A 13264-nucleotide genomic window follows, 5' to 3' on the forward strand; every position below is an offset into this window, starting at 1 on the left:
GTGAAATCGAAGTTTCCCGTTCTCTGCGGTTCGATCCTCATCTGTGAGCTCTTCGTCGTCTACTTCGCGGTGCTCACCGCCTATGGGCTGGAAGTGAAGGCTGCAGGATCCCTGACGTTGGGCCAGCTCCTCCTCGGCGCTTCCGTGATTGCGGTTCTGGCAATCGTGTCGGTGCTGCTGCTTCCACGCAAGATCGGCCAGAAACGACCGGGTGTGGCACTGGGCTGGGTCGTCCAGGCCCTCCTCGTGGCCTCAGGATTCCTCGTCACCTCGATGTTCTTCGTCGCTGCCATCTTCATCGCCATGTGGGCGGTGTCGGTATATTGGTCGGCGAGGATCGACAGGGAAGTGGCCGAACGAGCCTGAACCGCCTCGGCGATTGACAGGAATGAAACTCACGGCGGTTAAACTGTGACCGCCGATCACCGCACAAACGAAAAGGACTGGAATGGAACGCACTCTCATCCTCATCAAACCCGATGGTGTCGCCCGAGGACTCGTCGGTCAGATCCTCGCTCGGATCGAGGCCAAGGGCTACCGCATCGACGCTCTGTCGCTGCGGACCGCGACAGCCGATGAACTCTCCGCCCACTACGCAGAGCACGAAGGCAAGCCCTTCTACCAGCCTCTCGTCGACTTCATGTCAGAGGGCCCGATCGTCTCGATCATCGCCTCCGGCCAGGGAGTCATCCCCGGCTTCCGCTCATTGGCAGGGGCGACAGATCCCACGGCAGCAGCCCCGGGTACGATTCGCGGCGATCTCGGTCGCGACTGGGGAGAGAAGGTTCAGAAGAACCTGGTGCACGGATCCGACTCCGTCGAGTCCGCCGAACGCGAGATCGGAATCTGGTTCCCCGCCTGATTCCCCTCAAGGCAGCAGTTCTGCGCACATAAATACGGGCGCCCTGTCGCAGTTCCTCTCAAAAAGGGATCTGCGACAGGGCGCTCGAGCACTCTGTAGGACTGCCTGCTGCGCTGTTCCGTCCGACTGCGCGGTCCCCGTCAGAACAGGGTCGCGAAGAAATTCCAGAACTGGACGACGACGCAAGCTGCGATGACGAGCAACCAGAGCACAAAGATCGCGATGTTCTCCTTGGCCAGGACTCTGGCGATCGGATTGCGAGCGATTCCGGCACCGAAGTTTCCGGCCAGGGCGTTATGGGCCGTGACGGAGACGAACATCGGAATCGTCATCGTCCACACCACCATGCACCACGGGCAGCCGACGCCGATCTTATAGATCGAAATGTAGAACAGGAACATCACCAGAGTGGTGCCGAGAGCCAAGCCGACGTTGAGCCCGACCATGACCCATCCGGGGATCCTCGCTCCGGCAAGAAGCAACACGCCCAGCAGCAGCGGGAATATGAAAGCGGCGATTCCCAGCAGCTGATTGGGAAAGCCGAAGAGCTGGCTCTCGGGGTACTCCATGACCGATCCGCAGGAGAAGAACGGATTGAGATCGCAGGAGAGTACCGCATTCGGGTTCTCCAACTTCTCGTACTTCTCGACAGCGAGGGCGAAGGACGCCAGGAAGCCGACGACAGAGGTGACGACGAGGAAGATGCCAAGGGTGGCCGGCCGAAGCACCCAGGATCGGGTCTGCGGGACTACGTCGATATCGTCATCAGGAAGCGTGTCTGCGGTATTCACACTCCAAGAATGCCTCCCCGGGCATCGAGCGGCAAACGCAGACACCTGTGAATGATCGCAATACGTCAGTGACGGGGACCAGGGGAGATCCTCAACAGCAGGAGCACTTCGGTTGATCTGTGACATAATGGTCGAACGGATACCTGCTCTCACACCGAGCAGGAGAAGTGCCTCCACCGAGTCGAGGGTACGACCTCGCAGGTCGACACCAAGAAGAGGCAGCATGGAAGGCCTACGCGCTGAGCGCGAGCTGGAAGTGCCATCCACAAGTTTCGGTCCGATTTGGACCATGCAAGGATCCGAAGATCCGTGGGGTGTGGACGGAGCCTTCGGTCTGGGAGTAACAATGAATGACGCGTCAAACGACGGCAACGAAGCAACAGAGGGCATCCTCGCGGATCTCGCCAACCTGCAGCAGTCGGTGAATACGGCAGACTCCGCGAACGGAGATGTCGACGAGAGCATCAGGGAGAAGCTCGATCACATCGCGGAGGCCGCAGAATCCCTGCGTCTTCCAGAGCCCGATGAGGACTCGGATGACAGCGACGATGTCGTCCCCGAGCCGAAACGCAGTGCACCGAAGAAGGCACGTGACGCCGTGGCGAACAGAGGACTGGTCTTCGAGCAGTTCGTCCGCGATTCCAACGAAGACTCACAGGACTCTGCAGACTCACCGGAGGCCGCGAGTTCTGTCCGGGGGAGTGAAGCGAACGATTCCTCGGAGGCCGACGACGCTTCGAATGACACCGCTGCAAACGCCCAATCGCCTGCGCCGGCGTTCGATCCTCGCAATCCCTTCGCCGCGCCGACAGCCGAGCCTACGCCCGCGCCGACACCGCGAAGCGCTCCTGCAGTGCCTCACGATGGCGGCCTGATCTTCCAGGTGCCCAAGGCCGAACTGGCTCAGCCCGTTCAGGCGGAGGACACCGGCGACGATTCCGACGACGACTATGACGACTCGGACTATTCCGACTCTTCAGACCACGACACCAGCCGTGTGAAGAATGACGACTCCGAGGACAATGACTCGAATGATTCCGGCGGCCGTCGCCGGCGTCGCGGTGGCCGTGGCCGCCGCTCCCGAGGACGCGATGACAACGGCAGCGATTCCGACGCCGAGGGCTCTGCCGGAGCCTCAACCGAGGGTTCCTCCGACGACGACTCCGCCTCGGGAACGAAGAACAATGAGTCCCGGTCCGGCAGCCGTTCGGACAAGAAGGGCCAGCAGGCAGACTCGAACAAGTCCGCGGAGACGAAGAGCTCCGATGACGAGTCCTCCAAGCAGCCCACGGAGAAGTCCAACGACTCCTCCGATGACGATCACGATGATGACGACGACAACGGTTCGCGTCGCCGTCGCCGTCGTCGCTCACGTACACGCAGCACCGACAACGATGAAGTGACTTCGCTGAAGGGCTCCACGCGCCTGGAGGCCAAACGGCAGCGCCGCAAGGAAGGCCGCGAGGCCGGTCGCCGTCGCCCCGTCATCACCGAGGCTGAATTCCTCGCCCGTCGTGAATCGGTCGACCGGACGATGCTGGTGCGCGAAAGCGGCGAGCAGACCCAGTTGGTCGTCGTCGAGGACGGGATCACCGTTGAACACTACCTCAAGGAGAACCGCCAGCAGTCCTCCCTCATCGGCAATGTCTACCTGGGCAAGGTCCAGAACGTCCTGCCGAGCATGGAAGCAGCATTCATCGACATCGGCAAGGGCCGCAACGCCGTTCTCTACGCCGGTGAGGTCAACTGGGATGCCCTGGGCATGGACGGCAAAGCCCGTCGCATCGAAGTCGCCCTCAGCCCCGGCGACGCGGTTCTCGTCCAGGTCACCAAGGACCCGATCGGTCACAAAGGTGCCCGCCTGACCAGCCAGATCTCTCTGCCCGGACGTTTCCTCGTCTACGTTCCCGGGAACTCGATGACCGGCATCTCGCGGAAGCTGCCCGATGTCGAGCGCAATCGCCTCAAGAAGCTGCTCAAGGAACTCGTCGGTGACTCGAACGGAGTCATCGTGCGCACCGCGGCCGAAGGCGCCAGCGACAAGGAGCTCAGCACAGACGTCGAACGACTGGCCAAACGGTGGGAGACCATCGAGAAGAAGTCGAAGTCGACGAAGGTGCTCGCCCCCCAGCTCCTCTACAGCGAGCCGGACATGATCGTGCGCATCATTCGCGATGTCTTCAACGAGGACTTCTCCTCGCTCGTCATCGACGGTGACGGAGCCTGGAACACCATCCACGAATACGTCGAGGCCGTCGCGCCGGACCTGCTTGATCGTGTCCACCGCTACAGCGAAGACGAAGACATCTTCGACCACTACCGGGTCGAGGAACAGGTTCAGAAGGCGCTCCAGCGCACGGTCAACCTGCCCTCCGGTGGTTCCCTTGTCATCGACCGCACAGAGGCGATGACGGTCATCGACGTCAACACCGGCAAATTCACCGGTTCGGGCGGAAACCTCGAAGAGACCGTGACCCGTAACAACCTCGAAGCGGCCGAAGAGGTCATCCGTCAGGTTCGCCTGCGTGACATCGGCGGCATCATCGTCGTCGACTTCATCGACATGGTTCTCGAGTCGAATCGGGACCTCGTCGTGCGTCGTCTCGTTGAATGCCTGGGCCGGGACAGGACCAAGCATCAGGTCGCCGAGGTGACCTCGCTGGGTCTCGTGCAGATGACCCGTAAACGCATCGGCACGGGGCTCGCCGAGTCCCTGGTCAGTGCTGGTGCTGACCTCTCAGGCCGGGGGCTGCTGCTGCCTGGCTCGGAAGAGGACGGATCGAAGGCCCACCATGGCAACCGGTCCTCAAACAATGACGGTGGCAACAGCAGGCGTGATCGTAAGCGGCGCGGCGACAACAAATCATCGTCGAAGTCCAACGACTCCGACGGCCAGTCGGATGCCGTTGCCAACGATGCCTCCCGCTCAGCCGTTGCCGCCATCGCCAAGGCCACACTGAAGAAGGACGAAGCCGAGTCGAAGGAGGCCGGAAGCTCCCAAGACGCGTCGGTGTCTGATAACGCTTCTTCCTCGGCGAACACCGACAGCTCTAAGGACTCGCAGGGCAACGAGCCCAGCGATTCGGCCGGAAACGGCGGATCGGGCCGTTCCCGGACCCGCAGCAACAGGAGACGCTCGCAGGCGAAGTCCGCTGATTCGTCCGACTCCGCACAGGACCAGTCGGCTCAGGACACAACGGTCGACGAGACGCCTGCGCCGGAGCAGCCTGCCCAGGAGCAGCCGGCACAGGCCAAGCCTGCGCGGGCGAAGAAACCTGAGGTTCCCGCAGCCGAGCTGCCGCTGATGATCGGAGCCGACTCGGCGACCAAGGTGGCCAAGGCTGAACCGGTCAAGGCCGCTCCTCGACGCAAGCCTGCCGCTAAGTCCGAGGCCAAGAGCGAGACGGCGCAGCCGTCGTTGCCGACCTCGTTCGTCATCATCGGCGAGGACTGAGCACCGGCTCCAACGGGCTGAGCGCCAGGGCTGTCGCAGTCTGACTGCGACGACCAGGCCGCACAGAAACGTCCCTCCACCGATCATCGGGATCGGTGGAGGGACGTCTTATTTGCCGGATTCCTGATTTCTTGTGGTGCTGATCGTCGGCTGCGCGGCCTGGTCGCCGCAGAGGACGATCATCAGGTTCGATACGAGATCGCTGCGTTCGAGGTGACCGAGCGTGACGATGCCGCGTCCTTCGATCTGCTCGATGGCGGTCTCGACCATGCCGACAGCACCTTCGACGATGAGCTGGCGGGCTGCCACGACGGCTGTCGCCTGTTGGCGTTGGAGCATGGCGCGGGCGATCTCGGCCGCGTAGGCCAGCTGGGTGATGCGCGATTCGATGATGGTCACACCGGCGGCGGCGACTCGCGCTGCGACCTCGCTGGAGAGTTTCGACGTGATCTCATCAGCATTGTCGCGCAGGGACATACGGTTCGGGTCCGAGGAGTCATACGCATAGGAGTTCGCGATGTGACGTACAGCGGTCTCAGCCTGGATGGCGACGAACTCCTCGAAATCATCGACTTCGAACAGTGCCTGAGCCGTGTCTTGGACCTGCCAGACGACCACTGCGCCGATTTCGATCGGATTGCCATCGAGGTCATTGACTTTGAGCGTCGACGTCTCGTGGTTGCGGATGCGCGTGGAGACCTGGATCTTCGAATAGAAGGGGTTGACGAAGCGCAGTCCCGATTGGCGCACTGTGCCGACGTACTTGCCGTAGAGCTGCAGGACGACAGCATTGCCAGGAGCCACGGACGTGCATCCCTTGAACAGGAACATCGCGGCAATGAACATGACGACACCGAGCACGATGAGGATGACCCCGAGCGCCGCCTGTGCCACTGTCATGATGAGTCCGAACACCGCGAGCAGGAGTGCCAGAATCAGCAGGATGACGCCGCCTACGATGGCGAAGTAGCCCGACACGCCTCCGGCCGAGCTTTCCCTGACACGTTCACCCTCCGCTGACGCAATTCGTGCAGGACGTCCTCGGCCCCGGCCTGGAGGTCCTCCCGGGGGCGCCTGCGGGCCGCCCGGAGGGGATTGATGGGGCCCATTGCCGGGATGCTGTCGAGATCCGCGGTCAGGACGCTGCTGGTTCTGCTGCGGTCCTGGTGGCTGGGCCGGGGGATATCTGTGCTGATTGGGGTTCTGAGTCATGATTTCAGTCTAGGACACAGAATGAGACGTGCATCTCAGAACAGCCCATCAGGTGTGATGTAGGTAACAGTTGGATAACTGTATCCACTACCGGTGCGATAGTGCTTGATACCTTCCTCGGGGTACGGCAGGTTATTGCACCATGAACACTTTGTTATGGGCAGCAGATGCCCCCAAATCTCCGGTTGATGATGCAATCAACTCCTGGTTCGATCCGATCGCCACCTTCTTCGGTGGCATCATCTTCTTTCCCATTACGCTCGGACCGATTTCCTTCCCCTTCGTGGTGCTATGGCTCATCGGCGCGGCTTTAATCTTCACCATCTATTTCGGGTTCATCCAAGCCCGGGGATTCAAGCTCTCGCTCGAAATCATCCGTGGCAAACATTCGTCCAAGAACGACCCGGGCGAGATCACCCACTTCCAGGCACTGGCCTCGGCGCTCTCCGGCACCGTCGGCCTCGGCAACATCGCCGGTGTCGGTGTGGCTATCGCCCTCGGCGGTCCCGGCGCTACCTTCTGGATGATCATCGCCGGCCTTCTCGGTATGTGCACGAAATTCGTCGAGTGCACCCTCGGTGTCAAATACCGAGAGATCGACGAGAACGGCGTCGTCTACGGCGGTCCCTTCAAATACCTGCCAATCGCGTTCCGCAAGTTCTCCAAGCCCATCGCCGGTCTGCTGACCGGAATCTTCGCAGTCTCCATACTCATCTTCGGCGTCGTGGGCGGCGGAATGTTCCAGGCCAACCAGACCTTCGTTCAGGTTCGCACCGCTACCGGCGGCGCAGACGGCTTCCTCGCTGGCCCTGCGGCGTCATTGATCTTCGGCATCATCTTCGCTGGCCTCGTTGGTCTCGTGATCCTCGGTGGAATCCGGTCGATCGCCCACGTGACTGACAAGCTTGTCCCCGCCATGGGCATCTTCTACGTTCTTTCCTGCCTCTTGGTCCTGGCTATCAACTTCGGCCAGATCCCAACGGCCATCGGCCAGATCTTCGACGGAGCGTTCGCACCGCAGGGAGTTGCCGGCGGCATCGTCGGCGTCATGATCATCGGTTTCCAGCGTTCAGCCTTCTCCAACGAAGCAGGCATCGGTTCGGCCGCGATCGCACACTCGGCAGTCAAGACTCGTCGGCCCATTTCGGAAGGTTTCGTAGCACTTCTCGAACCCTTCGTGGACACCGTGATCGTCTGTACCATGACCGCACTGACCATCATCGTTGCCAACCAGCCCTCGTACACCAACGACCTTGGACAGGGTGAGATCGGCGGCGTGGCCCTGGCCTCGGACGCCTTTTCCACAGTGGCTGGCTGGTATCCGGTGCTGCTGGCGATCGCTGTCGCGCTCTTTGCCTTCTCCACGCTAATCACCTGGGCCTACTATGGTGAGCGTGCTTGGGCTTACCTCTTCGGCAAGTCGAAGGGGGCAGTCACAGTTTTCCGTGTCCTCGTCTGCGTGTTCGTGGTCATCGGCTGCATCGCCAGCTTCAGCAAGATTGTGGAGTTCGCGGATGCCGCACTGTTCCTCTGTGCCTTCATCAACATCCTTGGCCTCTACATGCTGATGCCGGTGGTGAAGAAGGAAATGAAGAAGTACCTGGCCGACCGCAAGGCCGGTACGCTCATGGACCCCGACACCAAGGACGCTGTTCCTGTGGAGGAGATGGTCTGAGTTCAGTTCTCCCCTGAGGCCGATCCCGCGAAGGCGCGAGATCGGCCTCAGTGCGTCGTCGGCGGATTGCTTCGAGTCTCGTTAGACTGGAGCACGTGGATCAGATCAACGACAAGACACATGCCCAGGAGCGACTGTTGGAACTGCGCGGAAGCATTGACAACATCGACGCAGCGCTCATCCATCTGCTCGCTGAGAGGTTCAAGCTCACAGAGAGAGTCGGCGAGCTGAAGGCTGACCACGGTCTGCCTCCCGCAGATCCCGAGAGGGAGCGCAGGCAGGTTGCCCACCTCCGCAGGCTGGCCGAAGATGCGCACCTGGACCCGGAGTTCGCAGAGAAGTTCCTGACCTTCATCGTCGCCGAGGTGATCCGTCATCACGAACGGATCGCTGAGACCCGTGAGGCTTGAGTTCGGCACGACGTACGGTTTGCCCAACGATGGTCGAATCCATTAGACTTGACCGTCGGTGCGTGCTGCGCACCACGGCTGGTGATTCCTCTCAATGGGACACCCGGGGAAATCCTTCTTCGGGAGCCAAGGGATCAACCGCCGTTCGTTTGTGTATGAACAGAAAGGGTTCGACATGGTCTATGCCATTGTCCGTGCCGGTGGCCATCAGGAAAAGGTCAGCGTCGGCGACATCATCACAGTTAACCGAATGAAGGCGAAGGCCGGAGAGAGCGTCGAGCTCGACGCCGTCCTCCTCGTCGACGGTGAGACTGTCACGACCGACGTCGATGCCTTGTCGAAGGTCGCTGTCAGCGCTGAGGTCGTCAACGAGCTTCGCGGTCCCAAGATCATCATTCAGAAGTACAAGAACAAGACCGGTTACAAGAAGCGTCAGGGCCACCGCCAGGACCTCACCCGTCTGAAGATCACGAACATCAAGTAAGAGGAGACTTCACATGTCAAGCAAAAAGGGAGTCAGCTCGTCCCGTAACGGTCGCGACTCGAACCCGCAGTACCTCGGTGTGAAGCGCTTCGGTGGACAGGTTGTCAAGGCCGGAGAGATCATCGTTCGCCAGCGCGGAACCAAGTTCCACCCAGGCGCCAACGTCGGACGCGGCGGAGACGACACGCTCTTCGCGCTGTCCGCAGGAGCCGTGGAATTCGGCAAACGCAACGGTCGTAAGATCGTCAACATCGTCGGCGCTTGATCGACTAGTTCTGTTTTTCCCCTGTTAGGGGTCCATGAAGGGTGAGTCTCGAGACTCACCCTTCATCTGATATAAGGACATTATGGCCACCGAGTTCATAGACCGTGTCACAGTCCATCTCTCCGCCGGTGACGGCGGCAACGGCTGCGCCTCGATCAGGCGCGAGAAGTTCAAACCTCTTGGCGGACCTGACGGCGCCAACGGAGGTCAGGGCGGTGACGTCAAATTCGTCGTCGACACCCAGACCACCACGCTGCTGCCATTGCACCACCGTCCGCACCTGACCGCAGACGACGGCGGAATCGGGAAGGGCGATCTGCGTCATGGCGCTGACGGGGGAGATCTCGTCATCGCTGTCCCAGAGGGCACGGTTGTGAAGAGCCAGGACGGCGAGATCATCGCTGACCTCGTCGAACCCGGAACCGAATACGTTGCTGCCGCAGGTGGCCGCGGCGGACTCGGCAACGCGGCTCTGGCATCGTCGAAGCGCAAGGCTCCGGGCTTCGCCCTGTTGGGCGAACCTGGCGAAGCACTGAGCTTGGTGCTGGAACTGAAGACGATTGCGGACATCGCGCTCGTCGGATACCCCTCAGCCGGCAAATCCAGCCTCATCGCCGCTATGTCTGAGGCCAAGCCGAAGATCGCGGACTACCCGTTCACGACACTCGTGCCCAACCTCGGCGTGGTCCAGGCCGGGGATGTGCGCTACACGATCGCCGATGTCCCGGGACTCATCCCGGGTGCGTCGGAGGGCAAGGGGCTGGGCCTGGAGTTCCTGCGCCACGTCGAACGCTGTGCCGCTTTGGTCCACGTCGTTGACATGGCGACGTGGGAGCCGGGCCGTGATCCAGTCTCGGACCTGACGATCATCGAATCCGAACTCGCCGCCTACGCGGTCGACCTCGACGACGGAAGCGGGCTGCTGCCTCTGTCCGAACGTCCGAAGCTGGTGGCGCTCAACAAGGTCGACATTCCCGATGGCCATGACCTAGCCGATATCGTCCGCCCGGACCTCGAAGCCGCTGGCTATCGGGTGTTCGAGATCTCCGCCGTCAGCCACACCGGTCTGCGGGAACTCTCATTCGCCATGGCAGAACTCGTCACCGCTGAACGTGAGCGTCGGGCAGAGTTCGAAGCCACGCCGCAGCGCGTCGTCATTCGTCCTCGGGCAGTCGACGACCGCGGATTCCAGGTGCAGGCCGAAAGCGATGACGACGGTCCTGTCTTCCGGATCCGCGGAGTCAAGCCCGAACGCTGGGTGCGCCAGACAGACTTCGCCAATGATGAGGCTGTCGGTTATCTCGCCGACCGGCTCGATCGTCTCGGCGTCGAAGAATCTCTGTTCAAGGCCGGTGCCAAGCCCGGCGACACGATCGTGATCGGCGGAGATGACGGTGTCGTCTTCGACTGGGATCCGACAAGTGTGGGCGGTGCCGAGCTGTTGGGCAGCCGCGGTACAGACCTGCGTTTGGAAGACGACACACGGTCGACACGCAAGGAGCGCAAGGCGGCATTCCACGACCGCATGGATGCCAAGGCCGCAGTCCGGGCCGAGCAGGAACAGGAGCGTCTTGCTGAGCGCGCTGTCCGCAGCCGGGAAAGCTCGGGCGCGTTCGTCTCCGATGCGGAGTCCGGTCAGGAATGATCGAGAGTTCGTCCTCCGTAACTGAGAACCACCCGGTGCGCACGGATATCGCCACGGCCCGGCGCATCGTGATCAAGGTCGGCTCCTCGTCGCTGACGACCCTCGACGGAGGTTTGGACGAGGCGAAGCTGATTGCACTGACCGATGTCATCGGTGCCCATCGTGCCGCAGGTCATGAGGTCATCCTCGTGTCCTCCGGTGCGATCGCCGCCGGACTCGAACCCATGGGGCTGTACAAACGGCCACGTGACCTGGCCACACAGCAGGCTGCGGCCGGAGTCGGCCAAGGTCTGCTGATGGCCGCCTACACTCGGGCTCTTGGTCGCTACGATCTGGTCCCAGGACAGGTCCTGCTCTCCGCCGATGATCTGATCCGTCGCACCAGATACAAGAACGCCCAACGCGCCATCGACAAGCTGCTTGCGCTCGGGACCTTGCCGATCGTCAATGAGAACGACGCTGTGGCGACCGAAGAGATCCGTTTCGGCGACAATGATCGCCTTGCCGCTCTCGTCGCACATCTCTCACACGCCGATGCTCTCGTGCTCCTGTCCGACGTCGACGCCCTGTACTCCGGGCCGCCGAATCTGCCTGAATCGGTGCGCATCGAACACGTCTCCAGCATCGCCGACCTCGGGGACATCGCCATCGGCGGAACCGGATCGGCCGGCACGGGAACCGGGGGCATGGCGACGAAGGTCGAAGCCGCGCTGATGGTGGCCGACTCAGGGATCCCAGCAGTACTGACCTCCGCGGAGAAGGTCTCTGGAGTGCTCGGCGGTGAACATGTGGGCACCTGGTTCGCCGTGACGCACAAACGGCGCGGGACCCGGCTGCTGTGGCTGCGGCATCTGGCTCGCACCTTCGGCTCGGTGACGATCGACAAGGGCGCCGAATCGGCAGTGCTCTCCAGAGGAACCTCCCTGCTGGCTGCCGGAGTCACAGGTGTCACCGGTGACTTCGAGGCGGGTGACCCCATCGAGATCAGAAGCCTCGACGGCACGGTCATCGCCCGTGGAATGACCAACTTCTCAGCCCATGAGCTGCCCGCGATGTTCGGCTTCTCCACGGACGAACTTGGCACCCGACTGGGAAATGATTACCGTAAAGAGGTCATCCATCGCAATGATCTCGTACTCACTCACGTGAGCGGGGGGAGATAGTCCATGACCGCTGTATCCGAGATACACCCGAAGACCGTCCGGGGTGTGACGAGAGTCGTCCGCAACGCCAAGAGCGCCGCAGCTCACTTGGCCACCTCGTCGACGGCAGAGAAAGACGCCGGTCTGCGCGCGATCGCAGATGCTCTGAGTGAGAATTCAGACCGAATCGTCAAAGCCAATGAAGTCGACATCGCCGCCGGTATCGACAACGGGATGAACGCCGGTCTCCTCGACCGACTTCGACTCGATCATGATCGCATCGAAGCCATCGCCACATCGGTCGGAACGATCATCGATCTTGACGACCCCGTGGGCAACGTCGTGGTCGGAAGGGTCCTGCCCAACGGCATCCGTCTGACCCAGAACCGTGTGCCGATGGGCGTGATCGGCGCGATCTACGAAGCTCGCCCCAACGTCACCGTCGACATCGCGATCCTGGCACTCAAGGCCGGCAACGCCACTGTGCTGCGCGGAGGCTCCGCCGCACAGAACACCAACACTGAGATCGTCTCTGTGCTGCGCAAAGCCGTGGAGTCGGCAGGTCTTCCCGCAGATTCGATCAACGGAATCGACCAATACGGACGCGACGGCGCCACAGTGCTCATGAACGCGCGTGACTACGTCGACCTCCTCATTCCACGAGGCGGTGCCGAGCTCATCAACACTGTGGTGCAGGAATCGCTGGTTCCGGTCATCGAAACCGGAATCGGGAACGTCCATATGTTCATCGATTCATCCGCTACGGTGAAGAACTCGGTCGACCTCGTCGTCAACTCGAAGACGCATCGACCCAGTGTCTGCAACTCGTTGGAAACTCTGCTGGTTCATGAGAAGGCAGCCAAGCGCGTCCTTCCCAAGATCCTCGACCGACTCGACAAGGCCGGGGTCGTTCTGCACGCCGACACCACCGTCGCGGCACTGGCACCAGAGACGATGAAGGTCAAGCGCGTGTCTCGACGCGACTGGGCGAAGGAATATCTGGACCTCGAACTCGCGGTGAAGGTCGTGTCGGGAATCGACGAAGCCATCGAGCATATCCGCGCCTATTCCTCCGGCCATACCGAGGTGATCGTGACCAAGGACCTCGACAACGCCGAGACATTCGTCACAGCCATCGATGCCGCAGCGGTCGGAGTCAACGTCTCCACACGATTCACCGATGGGGGAGAGCTCGGCTTCGGCGCCGAGGTCGGTATCTCAACCCAGAAGCTCCATGCCCGTGGACCCATGGGCGTCGAACAGCTGACGACCACGAAATGGGTCATGATAGGCAATGGACAGATCCGGAACTGACACGGCCCAG

The 13264-nt window shown here is 61.6% G+C and carries 12 protein-coding genes; 10 read left to right on the forward strand and 2 right to left on the reverse strand.

The window, feature by feature from the left end; genetic code table 11:
* Both CXR25_RS08935 and ndk read left to right on the forward strand, forming a co-directional pair.
* On the forward strand, nucleotides 1-366 hold the full coding sequence (locus CXR25_RS08935) for a DUF4233 domain-containing protein (RefSeq protein ID WP_009884160.1): 366 nt from the start codon (nucleotides 1-3) through the stop codon (nucleotides 364-366).
* Between the two features lie 82 nt (nucleotides 367-448).
* A complete protein-coding gene (gene ndk, locus CXR25_RS08940; RefSeq protein WP_009884161.1) occupies nucleotides 449-862 on the forward strand; it encodes a nucleoside-diphosphate kinase in 414 nt (137 codons plus the stop codon).
* A gap of 140 nt (nucleotides 863-1002) precedes the next feature.
* On the opposite strand, the gene CXR25_RS08945 is transcribed toward ndk, so the two are convergent.
* Nucleotides 1003-1653, reverse strand: coding sequence for a vitamin K epoxide reductase family protein (locus CXR25_RS08945; RefSeq protein ID WP_009884162.1), 651 nt, complete (start codon nucleotides 1651-1653; stop codon nucleotides 1003-1005).
* Between the two features lie 346 nt (nucleotides 1654-1999).
* On the opposite strand from CXR25_RS08945, the gene CXR25_RS08950 reads away from it, so the two are divergent.
* Nucleotides 2000-5107 carry an Rne/Rng family ribonuclease gene (locus CXR25_RS08950; protein WP_241211595.1) on the forward strand — a complete coding sequence of 1036 codons (3108 nt, stop codon included), beginning with the start codon at nucleotides 2000-2002 and terminating at the stop codon, nucleotides 5105-5107.
* Between the two features lie 108 nt (nucleotides 5108-5215).
* On the opposite strand, the gene CXR25_RS08955 is transcribed toward CXR25_RS08950, so the two are convergent.
* On the reverse strand, nucleotides 5216-6319 hold the full coding sequence (locus CXR25_RS08955) for an SPFH domain-containing protein (RefSeq protein WP_226823785.1): 1104 nt from the start codon (nucleotides 6317-6319) through the stop codon (nucleotides 5216-5218).
* 142 nt (nucleotides 6320-6461) lie between these two features.
* On the opposite strand from CXR25_RS08955, the gene CXR25_RS08960 reads away from it, so the two are divergent.
* From CXR25_RS08960 to CXR25_RS08990, 7 genes are all read left to right on the forward strand, one after another.
* On the forward strand, nucleotides 6462-7994 hold the full coding sequence (locus tag CXR25_RS08960) for an alanine/glycine:cation symporter family protein (RefSeq protein ID WP_096158687.1): 1533 nt from the start codon (nucleotides 6462-6464) through the stop codon (nucleotides 7992-7994).
* Between the two features lie 95 nt (nucleotides 7995-8089).
* On the forward strand, nucleotides 8090-8404 hold the full coding sequence (locus CXR25_RS08965; protein ID WP_009884166.1) for a chorismate mutase: 315 nt from the start codon (nucleotides 8090-8092) through the stop codon (nucleotides 8402-8404).
* Nucleotides 8405-8579: 175 nt separating this feature from the next.
* Nucleotides 8580-8888, forward strand: a complete 309-nt coding sequence (rplU, locus tag CXR25_RS08970) for a 50S ribosomal protein L21 (RefSeq protein ID WP_029417392.1) — start codon at nucleotides 8580-8582, stop codon at nucleotides 8886-8888.
* A gap of 13 nt (nucleotides 8889-8901) precedes the next feature.
* Nucleotides 8902-9153 carry a 50S ribosomal protein L27 gene (gene rpmA, locus CXR25_RS08975; RefSeq protein WP_009884168.1) on the forward strand — a complete coding sequence of 84 codons (252 nt, stop codon included), beginning with the start codon at nucleotides 8902-8904 and terminating at the stop codon, nucleotides 9151-9153.
* Between the two features lie 82 nt (nucleotides 9154-9235).
* The gene (gene obgE / locus CXR25_RS08980) at nucleotides 9236-10798 is read left to right on the forward strand and encodes a GTPase ObgE (protein ID WP_101638797.1); all 1563 of its coding nucleotides are present in this window, start codon (nucleotides 9236-9238) and stop codon (nucleotides 10796-10798) included.
* Nucleotides 10795-11961: a glutamate 5-kinase gene (gene proB / locus CXR25_RS08985; protein ID WP_009884170.1), complete on the forward strand. Its 1167-nt coding sequence runs from the start codon at nucleotides 10795-10797 to the stop codon at nucleotides 11959-11961. Before obgE ends, proB begins: the two co-directional genes overlap by 4 nt.
* A 3-nt stretch (nucleotides 11962-11964) precedes the next feature.
* Nucleotides 11965-13254: a glutamate-5-semialdehyde dehydrogenase gene (locus CXR25_RS08990; protein WP_096146468.1), complete on the forward strand. Its 1290-nt coding sequence runs from the start codon at nucleotides 11965-11967 to the stop codon at nucleotides 13252-13254.
* Nucleotides 13255-13264 lie beyond the last annotated feature (10 nt).

The organism is Brevibacterium aurantiacum, from assembly GCF_003932995.1.
Lineage (GTDB): Bacteria > Actinomycetota > Actinomycetes > Actinomycetales > Brevibacteriaceae > Brevibacterium > Brevibacterium aurantiacum.